This window comes from Amycolatopsis sp. lyj-108 (assembly GCF_046549005.1).
Lineage (GTDB): Bacteria > Actinomycetota > Actinomycetes > Mycobacteriales > Pseudonocardiaceae > Amycolatopsis.
This window is the reverse complement of record NZ_JAJPWQ010000002.1, coordinates 560,008-573,094: the sequence shown is the minus strand read 5'-3', so window position 1 is coordinate 573,094 and position 13,087 is coordinate 560,008. Positions and strand designations below refer to the sequence as shown.

Here is a 13,087-nt window from a genome sequence, read left to right as displayed (position 1 = left end):
CGCCGGATCGCACTTAGCCCGCTGAACGCGCTGTGATCAGGGACGGGGTTCAGGAGCTCGAAGCGGCGAGGGCGCCCGCCATCCCGAGGAGCACGACACCGGTGCCGCGGTCGACGTTGCGAGTCGCGCGGCGGGACAACCGGAGCGACTTCACGAGCGCTCCTGCCCCGATATAGGTCGCGCCGGCGACGAACTCAGCGAGTAGGTAGACGGCGCCGAGGATCGCGATCTGGGTGGAAAAGGAGCCGTGAGCTGCGTCGATGAACTGGGGTACGAACGCCGTGAAGATGAGGATCGCCTTCGGGTTCGTGATCGCGACGACGAATTCCTTCCTCGCGATCCGTAGCGCCGGTACGGATTCAGTACCCTGCGGCGCCTGGACCAGCGCGGTCCGCCCGGCCCGGAACGTCGACCACAGCAGGCGCCCGCCGATCCAGACCAGGTAGGCGACGCCCGCCCACTTGATCACCGTGAGTGCAAGTTCGGAAGCCGCGAGGAGCTGCCCGAGCCCTGCGGCGACAGCCGCGATCAACACCGTGAATGCGGCCAAACGGCCTAACAGGCCGGCGAGCCCTTTCCACGCCCCCTGTGTCATGCCGTGGTGCAGACCAAGCAGATTGTTCGCCCCTGGCGTAAAAGCCACGAGCACCGCCGCTCCGAAAAAGACCGCCACCCAAGTCATCGGCCACCTCCTCCCCCACCGTATCGGCGGCCGCGAGCGCGTTTAGCGGGCTAATCGCGCTCTTTTGGGCCGGAGTCCGGCGGAGGCGCGAAGGCCGAATAGTCCGGTGTCGCTGGCTGTGCGTCGGGCGGAAGCACCGTGATGGAGATGCCGTCTTTCGGTGTGGGCATGTCCGCGAGGCTCGGGTCGCCGTTCATCGGGACCTCGTCGTCCTGGACGCGGTGACTCATCAGAGCCGCACCGGCCGCGGCCACGACTGCGGCGAAGAGCGCCCAGATGCCCGCCTCCAGCGTCAGCGTCACCTTGGTGTCGTCTCCCATCGGGCGTCCGAGCCCCAATGTGACGGCGGTGACGACGACTCCCGCGAGGAATACCGCCGCGATGGTGGTGAGCCATCGGTCCAAAGTGCCCGGACGTCGGAGGCGGGCGGCGCGGACGCTGGCGACCGTGGCCACGAGAAGGAACGCCGCGGCGATCAGGAGCGGGATGCCGACAGGCGACGTCGATGTGGTCACTGGAGGGTGGCCGGGCTGGATGATCTTCAGATCCCACGCACCTTGCACGACCTCGATCACGACCTCGGCGCTGCGATCGAAGCTGAGTTGGTGCTCGGTGCTGAATAACGGGAAGAGACAGCCCATGAGGGTCAGCACCAGGGCCAGGACACCCAATCCCGCCGCGACGAGCCTGCGGGGCTCGGGTCGGCCGGACCGCACCGGCCTTTCCGCGGGATCCATGGGACCCGAGACCGATACGACCATCGGCGGGGCGTCCGGCTGCTGAGGGGGCTGCGGATCCTGCCCTGGAGGTATGGCCACCCCACGATCCTTCCAGTTCAGGCACCCCTCCGCCATGCTCCGGCCTCCTCGGCCAGAGCGCCTTTAGCCCCCTAATCGCGATCTGGACGGCGGGCACCTGGGCGACCGGCGGAGCGCGTTTAGCCCCCTAACCGCGATCCGGGGGCCGGAGGGGCTGCCCGCGTCGGGATCGCGGTTAGGGGGCTAAACGCAAGTCGGCGCGAGCGCCGGGCGGAGGGGCCGGATCGCGATTAGGGGGCTAAAGGCGCCCGGGGTGAGCGCAAGCGAAAGGCCCGCCGTGGCGGAGCCAGGCGGGCCTTTCGGTGAAGCGAGCGAAGAAAGCTCAGAGCGTGGTGGCGGAGCCACCGGCGGCGGAGAGCTTCTCCTTGGCGGAGCCGGAGAAAGCGTCGGCGGTGACGTCCAGCTTGACGCCGTTCAGGTCACCGTTGCCGAGCACCTTCACGAGCTTGTTCTTGCGAACAAGACCCTTCGCGACGAGCTCCTCGTTGCCGACCTTGCCACCCTCCGGGAAAACGCGGGCGATGTCGCCCAGGTTCACCGGCTGGTACTCGGTACGGAAGCGGTTCTTGAAGCCGCGAAGCTTCGGGAGCCGCATGTGGATGGGCATCTGCCCACCCTCGAAACCGGCGGGCACGTTCTTCCGGGCCTTGGTGCCCTTGGTACCGCGACCGGCGGTCTTGCCCTTCGAGCCCTCACCACGGCCGACGCGCATCTTCTCGCGCTTCGAGCCCGGAGCGGGACGAAGGTGGTGGATCTTGATGGCAGTCATGCCTTGACCTCCTCGACCTCCACCAGGTGGCGGACCGTGTGGATGAGGCCGCGAACCTGGGGGGTGTCTTCACGCACCACAGACTGCCGGATCTTGCGCAGCCCGAGGGTGCGCAGCGATTCACGGTGGTTGTGCTTGGTGCCGATCTTGCTCTTGACCTGGGTCACCTTGAGCTGAGTCATGTCAGACCCCCTGACCCGCACGCTGGCGCAGCATCCGAGCCGGGGCGACGTCCTCGAGCGGGAGACCGCGGCGGGCCGCGACCTCTTCGGGACGCTGCAGACCCTTCAGGGCCGCCACGGTCGCGTGCACGATGTTGATCGCGTTGTCGGAGCCGAGCGACTTCGACAGCACGTCGTGGACACCCGCGCACTCCAGCACCGCGCGGACCGGACCACCGGCGATGACACCGGTACCGGCGGAAGCCGGACGCAGCAGCACGACACCGGCGGCTTCCTCACCCTGGATCGGGTGGGGAATGGTGCCACCGACGCGGGGAACGCGGAAGAAGTTCTTCTTCGCTTCCTCGACGCCCTTGGCGATGGCCGCGGGAACTTCCTTGGCCTTGCCGTAGCCGACGCCGACCTGACCGTCGCCGTCACCGACGACCACCAGGGCGGTGAAGCTGAAGCGACGACCACCCTTGACGACCTTGGCGACGCGGTTGATCGTCACGACCTTCTCGAGGTGCGGGGTCTTCTCCTGGCCGGCCCCGCCACGACCGCTGTCGCGACGATCCCGGCCGCCACCACGACGTTCATTGCGGTCGTTGCCGCCCTGTCCGCCGGGTCCGCCCTGTCCGCCGCCGAATTGCCGTGTACGTCCCGGCATCAGGCTGTCCTTCCATTCACGAGCATCTGCATCAGAATTCCAACCCCGCTTCACGGGCGGCGTCAGCGAGAGCGGCGATGCGGCCGTGGTAAGCGTTACCGCCACGGTCGAACACCACGGTCGAGACACCGGCGTTCTTGGCGCGGTTGGCGACAAGCTCCCCGACCTTCGCGGCCTTGGCCTTCTTGTCGCCGTCGAGCGCGCGGACGTCCGCCTCGAGGGTGGACGCCGACGCCAGGGTCTTGCCGGCGAGGTCGTCGATCAGCTGCACGGCGATGTGCCGCGACGACCGCTTGACGACCAGGCGCGGACGCTGGTCCGTGCCGTTGATCTTCTTGCGAAGGCGGAAGTGCCGACGGGCCTTCGCGACGCGGCGGCGGGTCGAGATGTCCTTGCCGACCGGCTTGCGCTTCGTAGTCGTGTCGCTCATGATCACTTACCCGTCTTTCCGACCTTGCGGCGGATCTTCTCACCCTCGTAGCGCAGGCCCTTGCCCTTGTACGGGTCCGGGCGGCGCAGCTTGCGGATGACCGCGGCGATCTGGCCGACCTTCTGCTTGTCGATGCCCGAGACCGAGAACCGGGTGGGGGTCTCGACCTTGAAGGTGATGCCTTCCGGGGCCTCGATCTTCACCGGGTGGCTGTAGCCGAGGGCGAACTCGAGGTCCGAACCCTTGGCCTGCACGCGGTAACCGACACCGTGGATTTCGAGCTTCTTCTCGTAGCCTTCGGTCACACCGACGACGAGGTTGTTGACCAGCGTCCGGGTGAGACCGTGCAGGGCACGGCTGGTGCGCTCCTCGTCGGGACGCTTCACCTCGAGCGTGCCGTTCTCGGCCTGCTCAACGGTGATCGGCTCGGCGATGGTGTGCTCGAGGGTGCCCTTGGGCCCCTCGACCTTGATCTGCTGACCATCGATGGTCACCTTGACCCCGGAGGGGACGGCGACCGGCAGCTTTCCAATGCGTGACATGTCTGTGCCCCCTTCCTTACCAGACGTAGGCGAGGACTTCGCCGCCCACGCTGTTTCGCTTGGCCTGACGGTCGGTCTGGAGGCCGGACGACGTCGAGATGATCGCGACGCCGAGGCCACCGAGAACCGACGGCAGTTCGGTCGATTTTGCGTAGACCCGCAGGCCGGGCTTGGACACGCGGCGAAGGCCGGCGATGCTGCGCTCACGGTTGGGGCCGTACTTCAGCTCCACGATGAGGTTCTTGTGCTTCTCGCCCGGCTCGTCGCGGTAGCCCGAGATGTAGCCCTCGCGCTTGAGGATCTCGGCGATGTTCGCCTTGATCTTCGAGTGGGGAAGCACGACCTCGTCGTGGTAAGCCGAGTTCGCGTTACGCAGACGGGTCAAGAAGTCTGCGATGGGGTCGGTCATCGTCATGGTGACCTGTCAACCTTTCTCGCCCTGGTTCCCTGCATCGACTGCAAGGCCTGTGGCGAAGTGGGAGTTAAAAAAGACTCTTACCAGCTGGACTTGCGGACGCCGGGCAGCTCGCCCGCGTGTGCCATCTCGCGAAGGCAGATCCGGCAGAGCCCGAACTTGCGGAACACCGAGTGCGGGCGACCGCATCGCTGGCAACGCGTGTAACCGCGAACCTTGAACTTCGGCGTCTTCGCGGCCTTGTGGACCAGTGCTTTCTTGGCCATCGACTCAGTTCTCCTTGAACGGGAAGCCGAGCTTGCGAAGCAGCGCGCGGCCCTCGTCGTCGGTGTTGGCGGTGGTGACGACAGTGACGTCCATACCGCGCGGGCGGTCGATGGCGTCCGGGTCGATCTCGTGGAACATGGACTGCTCGTTGAGACCGAACGTGTAGTTGCCGTTGCCGTCGAACTGCTTCGGCGAAAGCCCGCGGAAGTCACGGATACGCGGAAGCGCGATGGTCAGCAGCCGGTCGAGGAACTCCCACATCCGGTCGCCGCGCAGCGTGACGCGCGCACCGATCGGCTGGCCCTCGCGCAGCTTGAACTGCGCGATGGACTTGCGAGCCTTGCGAACCTCGGGCTTCTGCCCGGTGATCGCGGCCAGGTCGCGGATGGCGCCTTCGATCAGCTTGCTGTCACGGGCGGCGTCACCGACACCCATGTTCACGACGACCTTGACGACGCCCGGGATCTGGTGGACGTTCTCGAAGGAGAACTCCTCCTGGAGCTGTCCCTTGATCTCCTCGCGGTACCGCACCTTGAGGCGCGGGGCGATCTTCTCTGCGGTGGTCATGATCAGATGTCCTTACCGTTCCGGCGCGAGACCCGGACCTTCTTGCCGTCCTCGCCGATGCGGTAGCCGATGCGAGCCGGCTTGCCGTCGGAGTCGACGACCATCACGTTCGAGACGTGGATGGGCGCCTCCTGGGTGACGATGCCGCCGGACTGCGCACCGCGCTGGGTCTGGGAGATCCGCGTGTGCTTCTTGATCCGGTTCACGCCTTCGACCAGCACGCGCTCACGCTCGGGGTAGGCCTGGATGACCTTGCCCTTGGCACCCTTGTCCTTGCCGGCGATGACGACGACCGTGTCGCCCTTCTTCACCTTCATGCTCTACAACACCTCCGGCGCGAGCGAAATGATCTTCATGAACTTTCGGTCGCGCAGCTCGCGGCCCACCGGGCCGAAGATGCGGGTGCCGCGGGGCTCATTGTCGTTCTTGATGAGCACAGCAGCGTTTTCGTCGAAGCGGATGTAAGAACCGTCCGGACGACGGCGCTCCTTGCGCGTGCGAACGATGACGGCCTTGACGACGTCACCCTTCTTCACGCCGGCAGCCGGCATGGCGTCCTTCACGGTGGCGACGATGATGTCGCCGATGCCCGCGTAGCGCCGCCCCGAGCCGCCGAGAACGCGGATGCAAAGGATTTCCTTCGCGCCCGTGTTGTCGGCAACCCGAAGCCGCGACTCCTGCTGGATCACGTCTACTCCTGTATGTCGCGCTGGTTCTCGCGCTGAAACGCGAGCCTTGCGGAACTAAGGGACTCAAAAAGAGCCCTACTTACTTGGCCTTCTCCACGATCTGCACCAGACGCCAGCGCTTGGTCGCCGACAGCGGGCGGGTCTCCATCAAGGTGACCCGGTCGCCAACGCCGGCTTCGTTGTTCTCGTCGTGCACCTTGACCTTGCTGGTGCTGCGGAGAACCTTGGCGTAGCGACGGTGCTTCTTGCGGTCTTCGAGCTCGACCACGATCGTCTTGTTCATCTTGTCCGAGACGACGTAACCCTCACGGACCTTGCGGTCGTTACGGGGGGCCGCCTCAGCGTTGGGCTGCTCGCTCATGCGGCACCTTCACTCTCGGCGTCAGGGGAAACGGACAGGCCGAGTTCACGCTCGCGCATGACCGTGTAGATCCGCGCGATGTCCGTGCGGACGGTGCGCAGACGGCGGTTGTTGTCGAGCTGTCCGGTCGCCATCTGGAAGCGGAGGTTGAAGAGCTCCTCCTTGTATTCCTTCAGACGCAGAACGAGCTCTTCCGCGGTGAGCTCACGCAGCTCCGATGCCTGGGCAGCACCTGCCTTCGCCATCAGAACTCACCACCTTCACGGGTCACGATGCGGCACTTCATGGGCAGCTTGTGGATCGCGCGACGGAGCGCCTCGCGGGCGGTCTCCTCGTTCGGGAACGAGATCTCGAACATCACGCGGCCCGGCTTCACGTTGGCGATCCACCACTCGGGCGAACCCTTACCGGAACCCATGCGGGTTTCCGCCGGCTTCTTGGTCAGCGGGCGGTCCGGGTAGATGGTCGTCCACACCTTGCCGCCACGCTTGATGTGACGCGTCATGGCGATACGAGCGGACTCGATCTGCCGGTTGGTCACGTAGCTGTGCTCAAGCGCCTGGATGCCGTACTCGCCGAAGCTCACATTCGTACCGCCCTTGGCGGCACCGTGGCGCTTCGGGGAGTGCTGCTTCCGGTGCTTGACCCTGCGCGGGATGAGCACGTGTCAGCCCTCCGTCTTTTCTGCAGTCTCAGCAGCCGGGGCCTCAACGGCCGCAGGGGCGGTGTCGTCGCTCTTGGCGGCGGCAGCAGCCCGACCGGCTTCGGTCGAGGTCGGCGTCGTGCCCGACGCACCGGAACGGCGCGGACGGGACGGACGGTCACCACGGTCACGGCGCGGGGCACGCTCGGCGGCCGCGGCGGCGTCACGCGCCTCCCTGGCCTTGAGGCCACCCACGAGCTCGCCCTTGTAGATCCACACCTTCACGCCGATGCGACCGAACGTCGTCTTGGCCTCGAAGAAGCCGTAGTCGATGTCGGCACGCAGCGTGTGCAGCGGGACCCGGCCATCGCGGTAGTGCTCGGAGCGGGACATCTCGGCACCGCCGAGACGACCGCCGCACTGCACGCGGATGCCCTTGACCTGCGGCGAACGCATGGAGGTCTGGATCGCCTTGCGCATCGCGCGGCGGAACGCCACACGGTTGCTCAGCTGCTCCGCGACACCCTGAGCGACGAGCTGGGCGTCGGCCTCGGGGTTCTTGACCTCGAGGATGTTCAGCTGGACCTGCTTGGCGGTCAGCTTCTCCAGCGCGCCGCGGATGCGGTCGGCCTCCGCGCCGCGACGGCCGATGACGATGCCCGGCCGGGCGGTGTGGATGTCGACGCGGACCCGGTCACGGGTGCGCTCGATCTCGACCTTGGAGATCCCGGCGCGCTCCATGCCCGTGGACAGCAGCTTCCGGATCTTGACGTCCTCGGCCACGTACTCCGCGTACTGCTTGTCGGCGTACCAACGCGACTTCCAGTCCGTGGTGATACCCAGGCGGAAGCCGTGCGGGTTGATCTTCTGGCCCACTACCGGCCACCTGCCTTCTTCTTGCCCTGTGCCTTCTTGGCCTCGGCCTTCGGACGCGACTCCACCTCGACGGTGATGTGGCTGGTCCGCTTGCGGATCCGGTACGCGCGGCCCTGGGCCCGCGGACGGATGCGCTTGAGGGTCGGGCCCTCGTCGGCGTAGGCGTTCTTGATCCAGAGGGTGTCCGGATCGAGATCGAGGTTGTTCTCGGCGTTGGCCATGGCGCTGGCGAGCACCTTCGCGACCGGCTCGCTTGCCGCCTGCGGGGCGAACTGGAGCACGGCCAAGGCGTCGGCGGCGCTACGTCCCTTGATCAGCTCGATCACCCGGCGCACCTTGGTAGGCGAGTCCCGGACGAAGCGAGCCCGCGCGTAAGCCGTCGGCAATGCCTCGGCCACGTCGTTCTGGGCGTTCATCGCTAGCTTCCTTGTTCTCTCGTGCCCGCTCAGCGGCGGCGCGACTTGCGGTCGTCCTTGATGTGGCCCTTGAAGGTCCTAGTCGGGGCGAACTCGCCCAACTTGTGACCCACCATCGCCTCGGTGACGAACACCGGGACGTGCTTGCGTCCGTCGTGCACCGCGATCGTGTGTCCCAGGAAATCCGGGATGATCGTGGACCGACGCGACCAAGTCTTGATCACGGTCTTCTTGCCCGACTCGTTGAGAACGTCCACCTTCTTGAGCAGGTGGTCGTCCACGAAGGGGCCCTTTTTAAGGCTACGTGGCATGTGCTTCTACCTCCCTGCTCAGCGCTTGTTCTTGCCGGTACGGCGGCGGCGGACGATCATCGAGTCCGAAGCCTTGCGGCGACGGGTACGACCCTCGGGCTTACCGTTCGGGTTCACCGGGTGACGACCACCGGAGGTCTTACCCTCACCACCACCGTGCGGGTGGTCGACCGGGTTCATGACGACACCACGGACGGTGGGACGCTTGCCGCGCCAGCGGTTACGGCCCGCCTTGCCCCAGTTGATGTTGGAGTGGTCGGAGTTGCCGACCTCGCCGATGGTGGCGCGGTTGCGCACGTCGACGTTCCGGATCTCGCCAGACGGGAGACGAAGCTGGGCGTAAGGCCCGTCCTTCGCCACCAGCTGCACCTTGGCACCGGCGGACCGCGCCATCTTCGCGCCGCCACCGGGGCGGAGCTCGATCGCGTGGATCACGGTGCCGACCGGGATGTTGCGCAGCGGCAGGTTGTTACCCGGCTTGATGTCGGCGCGGGGGCCGTTCTCAACCGTGTCACCCTGCTTGAGCTTCTCCGGGGCGATGATGTAGCGCTTCTCGCCGTCGGCGTAGTGCAGGAGCGCGATACGAGCGGACCGGTTGGGGTCGTACTCGATGTGCGCGACCTTGGCGGGAACGCCGTCCTTGTCGTTCCGGCGGAAGTCGATCAGCCGGTACGCACGCTTGTGGCCACCGCCCTTGTGGCGGGTGGTGATCTTGCCGCTGGAGTTACGGCCGCCGGTCTTGCTCAGCGGACGCAGCAGCGACTTCTCCGGGGTGGACCGAGTGATCTCGGCGAAGTCGGAGACGCTGGAACCGCGACGACCCGGGGTCGTCGGCTTGTACTTGCGGATGCCCATGTGTCAGCTCAGTCCTTTACGCGGTGGGTCCGCCGAAGATCTCGATCGGCTTGCTCTCAGCCGAAAGAGTCACGATGGCGCGCTTGGTGTCCTTGCGCTTGCCGAAGCCGGCGCGAGTCCGCTTACGCTTGCCCTGGCGGTTGAGGGTGTTGACACTGACCACCTTGACGCCGAACACCTTCTCGACCGCGATCTTGATCTGGGTCTTGTTGGCGTCCGGGCGAACCACGAACGTGTACTTGTGCTCTTCAAGCAGTCCGTAGGACTTCTCGGAGATCACCGGCGCGAGCAAGATGTCGCGGGCATCGGGGATGGCGATCGCACTCACTGCTCGTCACTCCCTTCAACCTCGCTCGACCGAGCCGAAGCCTTCGCGCCCTTGCCCCGGACGGGGCCGGCGACGAACACGTCGTAAGCGGCCTTGGTGAACACCACGTCGTCGTTGACCAACACGTCGTAAGTGTTGAGCTGGTCGGGCGTGATGATGTGGACCTCGGCCAGGTTCCGCAGCGAGTTCCAGCTCAGCTCGTCGTCGCGGTGCAGCACCACGAGAACGCGCTTGGCCTGGGTCACCGCGGCGATGACGGCCTTGGCGGACTTGGTGGACGGCTTCTCGCCGGTCACCAGTTCGGTGACGACGTGCAGCTGTCCGGCGCGGGCCCGGTCCGAGAGGGCGCCACGCAGGGCGGCGGCCTTCATCTTCTTCGGGGTCCGCTGGGTGTAGTCACGCGGCGTGGGGCCGTGGACGACGCCACCACCGGTGAACTGCGGCGCACGGGTCGAACCCTGGCGGGCGCGGCCGGTGCCCTTCTGGCGGTACGGCTTCTTGCCACCACCGCGGACTTCACCGCGGGTCTTGGTGTCATGCGTGCCCTGGCGAGCGGCGGCCAGCTGGCCCACCACGACCTGGTGCATGAGGGGCACGTTGGCCTGCACGTCGAAGATCTCCGTGGGGAGCTCGACCGTGCCGTCGGCTTTACCGGCCGGGGTCTTCAGCTCGACGCTGGTCATGATCAGTTACCACCCTTCGCGGCGCTGCGAACGAACAGCAGGCCGCCCTTGGGACCGGGCACGGCGCCCTTGATCAGCAGCAGGCCGTCCTCGGCACGCACCGCGTGCACGGTCAGGTTCTGCGTGGTGACCCGGTCGTTGCCCATCCGGCCCGCCATGCGCAGGCCCTTGAAGACACGGCCCGGGGTGGCACAGCCACCGATCGAGCCGGGCTTGCGGTGCACGGCCTGTGCACCGTGGCTCGCGCCCTGGCCCTTGAAGCCGTGACGCTTCATGACACCGGCGTAGCCCTTGCCCTTGCTGGTACCGGTCACGTCGACCTCGATACCGGCCTCGAACACCTCAGCGGTGATCTCCTGGCCGACCTCGTAGGTCTCGGCGTCGGTGGTACGCAGCTCGGCAAGGAAACGACGCGGGGTCACGCTCGCCTTGTCGAAGTGGCCGGTGCGCGGCTTGTTGACCCGGCGCGGGTCGACCGCGCCGAAAGCCAGCTGCACGGCCTTGTAGCCGTCGGTTTCCTGGGTCCGAACCTGGGTGACCACGTTCGGGCCGGCCTGCACGACGGTCACCGGGACGACCCGGTTGTTCTCGTCGAAGACCTGGGTCATGCCGAGCTTGGTGCCCAGAATGCCCTTCATTTGCCTGTCAGACATGAGTCTCTTACTCTCCGCCGCTCGCCAGCCGCTACTGGATGTTGACGTCGACGCTCGCCGGCAGGTCGATGCGCATGAGCGCGTCGACCGTCTTCGGCGTCGGGTCGAGGATGTCGATCAGACGCTTGTGCGTGCGCATCTCGAAGTGCTCGCGCGAGTCCTTGTACTTGTGCGGCGAGCGGATGACGCAGTAAACGTTCTTCTCGGTGGGCAGCGGCACCGGCCCGACAACACGGGCGCCGGTGCGCGTGACCGTCTCGACGATCTTGCGCGCCGAGGTGTCGATCGCCTCGTGGTCGTAGGCCTTGAGCCGGATGCGGATCTTCTGTCCCGCCATGGTGGCTGCTCGTTCCTTGTCGTCTCGTGCCGCTTTTGTCTTTTCAAACCTCAGTCTGGCTGAGGTTTTCCCAGTTCAACGGCCCTGTCCCCGGTCCACGCGGTCGGGCGTGTCGAGCCCGACGCACAGACGGATCCCGCGGGATCTTCGTCTTGCCTGGTCTTCCTCAACGTGAGGAGGCATCGAGCCGGCGAAAATGCTGCATCGCCGTCTCAAACGCCCTTGCCCGCTAGCCTCACCCGAAGGAAGTGCTCCGCGGACCGTGGCCGCTCATACCAGGGCGGCCGGAACCTCGAAAGGTTCGGCCGCCCCAGGACGAGCAACCTGAATAGTGTCGCACACGTGATTTGACGCCCCAAACCCGGGGGGTGTATCGCCCCCGGGCGGGGCGTCTAAATCACTTGTTGATCTTGGTGACCTGGCCGGCGCCCACGGTCCGTCCACCCTCACGGATGGCGAAACGCAGACCCTCGTCCATGGCGACCGGCTGGATCAGCACAACGCTGATGTCCGTGTTGTCGCCCGGCATGACCATCTCGACACCCTCCTTGAGGGTGACGACGCCGGTCACGTCCGTGGTACGGAAGTAGAACTGCGGGCGGTAGTTGTTGAAGAACGGGGTGTGACGGCCGCCCTCGTCCTTCGACAGGATGTAGACCGAGCCCTCGAACTCCGTGTGCGGGGTGGTGGTGCCCGGCTTCACGACGACCTGGCCGCGCTCGACGTCCTCGCGCTTGATACCGCGGACCAACAGACCGACGTTGTCGCCGGCCTCACCCTGGTCGAGCAGCTTGCGGAACATCTCGACACCGGTGACGGTGGTCTTGGTCGACTTCTCCTTGATGCCGACGATCTCGACCTCTTCGTTCACGTTGACGCGGCCACGCTCGATACGGCCGGTCACGACCGTGCCACGGCCGGTGATCGTGAAGACGTCTTCGATCGGCATCAGGAACGGCTTGTCGAGCTCGCGCACCGGGTCCGGCACGTTCTCGTCGACGGCCTGCATGAGCTCGAGAACGCTCTCGCCCCACTTGGCGTCGCCCTCGAGGGCCTTCAGGCCGGAGACCTTGACGACCGGAGCGTCGTCACCAGGGAAATCCTGGGAGGACAGCAGCTCGCGGACCTCGAGCTCGACGAGCTCCAGGATCTCCTCGTCGTCGACCATGTCGGCCTTGTTCAGCGCGACCACGATGTAGGGCACGCCGACCTGCTTCGCGAGCAGCACGTGCTCACGGGTCTGCGGCATCGGGCCGTCGGTCGCCGCGACCACGAGGATCGCGCCGTCCATCTGCGCCGCACCGGTGATCATGTTCTTGATGTAGTCCGCGTGACCGGGGGCGTCCACGTGAGCGTAGTGACGCTTCTCGGTCTGGTACTCGACGTGCGAGATGTTGATCGTGATGCCGCGCTGCTTCTCTTCCGGCGCGTTGTCGATCTGGTCGAACGCCGACGCCGTGTTCAGCTCGGGGTACTTGTCGTGCAGAACCTTGGTGATCGCCGCGGTCAGAGTGGTCTTACCGTGGTCGACGTGACCGATGGTCCCGATGTTGACGTGCGGCTTGGTCCGCTCGAATTTCGCCTTCGCCACTGGAATGTCCTCCTGGACTGTTT

General features: G+C 66.2%; 24 protein-coding genes. All 24 read right to left on the bottom strand.

Features of this window, described 5'->3' with window-relative positions:
* Positions 1-49: 49 nt before the first annotated feature.
* Positions 50-682, bottom strand: a complete 633-nt coding sequence (locus ACLJO0_RS09065; RefSeq protein WP_410577499.1) for a LysE family translocator — start codon at positions 680-682, stop codon at positions 50-52.
* A 50-nt stretch (positions 683-732) separates the two neighbouring features.
* Positions 733-1,500: a hypothetical protein gene (locus ACLJO0_RS09060; protein WP_410577497.1), complete on the bottom strand. Its 768-nt coding sequence runs from the start codon at positions 1,498-1,500 to the stop codon at positions 733-735.
* A gap of 322 nt (positions 1,501-1,822) precedes the next feature.
* On the bottom strand, positions 1,823-2,269 hold the full coding sequence (gene rplO, locus ACLJO0_RS09055) for a 50S ribosomal protein L15 (protein ID WP_125790071.1): 447 nt from the start codon (positions 2,267-2,269) through the stop codon (positions 1,823-1,825).
* Complete coding sequence (gene rpmD, locus ACLJO0_RS09050) at positions 2,266-2,451, bottom strand: 50S ribosomal protein L30 (protein ID WP_076163011.1); 186 nt, start codon at positions 2,449-2,451, stop codon at positions 2,266-2,268. The genes rplO and rpmD overlap by 4 nt, the downstream gene beginning before the upstream one ends.
* Position 2,452: 1 nt before the next feature.
* A complete protein-coding gene (gene rpsE, locus ACLJO0_RS09045; RefSeq protein ID WP_125790072.1) occupies positions 2,453-3,100 on the bottom strand; it encodes a 30S ribosomal protein S5 in 648 nt (215 codons plus the stop codon).
* A gap of 31 nt (positions 3,101-3,131) precedes the next feature.
* Positions 3,132-3,530, bottom strand: a complete 399-nt coding sequence (gene rplR / locus ACLJO0_RS09040; protein WP_037314970.1) for a 50S ribosomal protein L18 — start codon at positions 3,528-3,530, stop codon at positions 3,132-3,134.
* Positions 3,531-3,532: 2 nt separating this feature from the next.
* Positions 3,533-4,072: a 50S ribosomal protein L6 gene (gene rplF / locus ACLJO0_RS09035; RefSeq protein WP_005166793.1), complete on the bottom strand. Its 540-nt coding sequence runs from the start codon at positions 4,070-4,072 to the stop codon at positions 3,533-3,535.
* A gap of 16 nt (positions 4,073-4,088) precedes the next feature.
* The gene (gene rpsH, locus ACLJO0_RS09030) at positions 4,089-4,487 is read right to left on the bottom strand and encodes a 30S ribosomal protein S8 (RefSeq protein ID WP_005166791.1); all 399 of its coding nucleotides are present in this window, start codon (positions 4,485-4,487) and stop codon (positions 4,089-4,091) included.
* Positions 4,488-4,567: 80 nt separating this feature from the next.
* Positions 4,568-4,753: a type Z 30S ribosomal protein S14 gene (locus ACLJO0_RS09025; protein ID WP_005166789.1), complete on the bottom strand. Its 186-nt coding sequence runs from the start codon at positions 4,751-4,753 to the stop codon at positions 4,568-4,570.
* A gap of 4 nt (positions 4,754-4,757) precedes the next feature.
* Positions 4,758-5,321: a 50S ribosomal protein L5 gene (gene rplE / locus ACLJO0_RS09020; protein ID WP_061979954.1), complete on the bottom strand. Its 564-nt coding sequence runs from the start codon at positions 5,319-5,321 to the stop codon at positions 4,758-4,760.
* A 2-nt stretch (positions 5,322-5,323) separates the two neighbouring features.
* A complete protein-coding gene (rplX, locus tag ACLJO0_RS09015; RefSeq protein WP_125788822.1) occupies positions 5,324-5,638 on the bottom strand; it encodes a 50S ribosomal protein L24 in 315 nt (104 codons plus the stop codon).
* A gap of 3 nt (positions 5,639-5,641) precedes the next feature.
* Positions 5,642-6,010, bottom strand: coding sequence for a 50S ribosomal protein L14 (gene rplN, locus ACLJO0_RS09010; protein ID WP_005166785.1), 369 nt, complete (start codon positions 6,008-6,010; stop codon positions 5,642-5,644).
* Positions 6,011-6,089: 79 nt separating this feature from the next.
* Positions 6,090-6,371 carry a 30S ribosomal protein S17 gene (rpsQ, locus tag ACLJO0_RS09005; protein ID WP_007031041.1) on the bottom strand — a complete coding sequence of 94 codons (282 nt, stop codon included), beginning with the start codon at positions 6,369-6,371 and terminating at the stop codon, positions 6,090-6,092.
* Positions 6,368-6,616 (bottom strand): 50S ribosomal protein L29, encoded by a 249-nt coding sequence (rpmC, locus tag ACLJO0_RS09000; protein ID WP_007031040.1) that lies wholly within the window; start codon positions 6,614-6,616, stop codon positions 6,368-6,370. Before rpmC ends, rpsQ begins: the two co-directional genes overlap by 4 nt.
* Positions 6,616-7,035, bottom strand: a complete 420-nt coding sequence (gene rplP / locus ACLJO0_RS08995) for a 50S ribosomal protein L16 (protein ID WP_061979956.1) — start codon at positions 7,033-7,035, stop codon at positions 6,616-6,618. The genes rpmC and rplP overlap by 1 nt, the downstream gene beginning before the upstream one ends.
* Positions 7,036-7,038: 3 nt before the next feature.
* Positions 7,039-7,890, bottom strand: a complete 852-nt coding sequence (gene rpsC / locus ACLJO0_RS08990) for a 30S ribosomal protein S3 (RefSeq protein ID WP_125788820.1) — start codon at positions 7,888-7,890, stop codon at positions 7,039-7,041.
* Complete coding sequence (rplV, locus tag ACLJO0_RS08985; protein ID WP_125788819.1) at positions 7,890-8,306, bottom strand: 50S ribosomal protein L22; 417 nt, start codon at positions 8,304-8,306, stop codon at positions 7,890-7,892. The genes rpsC and rplV overlap by 1 nt, the downstream gene beginning before the upstream one ends.
* A gap of 29 nt (positions 8,307-8,335) precedes the next feature.
* The gene (rpsS, locus tag ACLJO0_RS08980) at positions 8,336-8,617 is read right to left on the bottom strand and encodes a 30S ribosomal protein S19 (protein ID WP_026468892.1); all 282 of its coding nucleotides are present in this window, start codon (positions 8,615-8,617) and stop codon (positions 8,336-8,338) included.
* An 18-nt stretch (positions 8,618-8,635) separates the two neighbouring features.
* Positions 8,636-9,472, bottom strand: a complete 837-nt coding sequence (gene rplB, locus ACLJO0_RS08975; RefSeq protein WP_125788818.1) for a 50S ribosomal protein L2 — start codon at positions 9,470-9,472, stop codon at positions 8,636-8,638.
* Positions 9,473-9,488: 16 nt separating this feature from the next.
* Positions 9,489-9,800: a 50S ribosomal protein L23 gene (rplW, locus tag ACLJO0_RS08970; protein WP_125790074.1), complete on the bottom strand. Its 312-nt coding sequence runs from the start codon at positions 9,798-9,800 to the stop codon at positions 9,489-9,491.
* Positions 9,797-10,483, bottom strand: coding sequence for a 50S ribosomal protein L4 (rplD, locus tag ACLJO0_RS08965; protein WP_410577489.1), 687 nt, complete (start codon positions 10,481-10,483; stop codon positions 9,797-9,799). Before rplD ends, rplW begins: the two co-directional genes overlap by 4 nt.
* A gap of 2 nt (positions 10,484-10,485) precedes the next feature.
* Positions 10,486-11,136: a 50S ribosomal protein L3 gene (rplC, locus tag ACLJO0_RS08960; RefSeq protein WP_125788816.1), complete on the bottom strand. Its 651-nt coding sequence runs from the start codon at positions 11,134-11,136 to the stop codon at positions 10,486-10,488.
* 31 nt (positions 11,137-11,167) lie between these two features.
* Complete coding sequence (gene rpsJ / locus ACLJO0_RS08955; RefSeq protein WP_003102098.1) at positions 11,168-11,473, bottom strand: 30S ribosomal protein S10; 306 nt, start codon at positions 11,471-11,473, stop codon at positions 11,168-11,170.
* 397 nt (positions 11,474-11,870) lie between these two features.
* Positions 11,871-13,064 carry an elongation factor Tu gene (tuf, locus tag ACLJO0_RS08950; protein WP_125790076.1) on the bottom strand — a complete coding sequence of 398 codons (1,194 nt, stop codon included), beginning with the start codon at positions 13,062-13,064 and terminating at the stop codon, positions 11,871-11,873.
* Positions 13,065-13,087: the final 23 nt, after the last annotated feature.

What these genes read in the sequence shown, in the direction of transcription:
- rplC (WP_125788816.1), bottom strand. Translation starts at nt 11,136, where the DNA reads ATGTCTGACAGGCAAATGAAGGGCATTCTGGGCACCAAGCTCGGCATG.
- rplF (WP_005166793.1), bottom strand. Translation starts at nt 4,072, where the DNA reads ATGTCACGCATTGGAAAGCTGCCGGTCGCCGTCCCCTCCGGGGTCAAG.
- rpsH (WP_005166791.1), bottom strand. Translation starts at nt 4,487, where the DNA reads ATGACGATGACCGACCCCATCGCAGACTTCTTGACCCGTCTGCGTAAC.
- rplB (WP_125788818.1), bottom strand. Translation starts at nt 9,472, where the DNA reads ATGGGCATCCGCAAGTACAAGCCGACGACCCCGGGTCGTCGCGGTTCC.
- rplV (WP_125788819.1), bottom strand. Translation starts at nt 8,306, where the DNA reads ATGAACGCCCAGAACGACGTGGCCGAGGCATTGCCGACGGCTTACGCG.
- rplX (WP_125788822.1), bottom strand. Translation starts at nt 5,638, where the DNA reads ATGAAGGTGAAGAAGGGCGACACGGTCGTCGTCATCGCCGGCAAGGAC.
- rpsJ (WP_003102098.1), bottom strand. Translation starts at nt 11,473, where the DNA reads ATGGCGGGACAGAAGATCCGCATCCGGCTCAAGGCCTACGACCACGAG.
- rplE (WP_061979954.1), bottom strand. Translation starts at nt 5,321, where the DNA reads ATGACCACCGCAGAGAAGATCGCCCCGCGCCTCAAGGTGCGGTACCGC.
- rplR (WP_037314970.1), bottom strand. Translation starts at nt 3,530, where the DNA reads ATGAGCGACACGACTACGAAGCGCAAGCCGGTCGGCAAGGACATCTCG.
- rpsS (WP_026468892.1), bottom strand. Translation starts at nt 8,617, where the DNA reads ATGCCACGTAGCCTTAAAAAGGGCCCCTTCGTGGACGACCACCTGCTC.
- rpmD (WP_076163011.1), bottom strand. Translation starts at nt 2,451, where the DNA reads ATGACTCAGCTCAAGGTGACCCAGGTCAAGAGCAAGATCGGCACCAAG.
- rpmC (WP_007031040.1), bottom strand. Translation starts at nt 6,616, where the DNA reads ATGGCGAAGGCAGGTGCTGCCCAGGCATCGGAGCTGCGTGAGCTCACC.
- rplD (WP_410577489.1), bottom strand. Translation starts at nt 10,483, where the DNA reads ATGACCAGCGTCGAGCTGAAGACCCCGGCCGGTAAAGCCGACGGCACG.
- ACLJO0_RS09065 (WP_410577499.1), bottom strand. Translation starts at nt 682, where the DNA reads ATGACTTGGGTGGCGGTCTTTTTCGGAGCGGCGGTGCTCGTGGCTTTT.
- rplO (WP_125790071.1), bottom strand. Translation starts at nt 2,269, where the DNA reads ATGACTGCCATCAAGATCCACCACCTTCGTCCCGCTCCGGGCTCGAAG.
- rpsE (WP_125790072.1), bottom strand. Translation starts at nt 3,100, where the DNA reads ATGCCGGGACGTACACGGCAATTCGGCGGCGGACAGGGCGGACCCGGC.
- rpsQ (WP_007031041.1), bottom strand. Translation starts at nt 6,371, where the DNA reads ATGAGCGAGCAGCCCAACGCTGAGGCGGCCCCCCGTAACGACCGCAAG.
- ACLJO0_RS09025 (WP_005166789.1), bottom strand. Translation starts at nt 4,753, where the DNA reads ATGGCCAAGAAAGCACTGGTCCACAAGGCCGCGAAGACGCCGAAGTTC.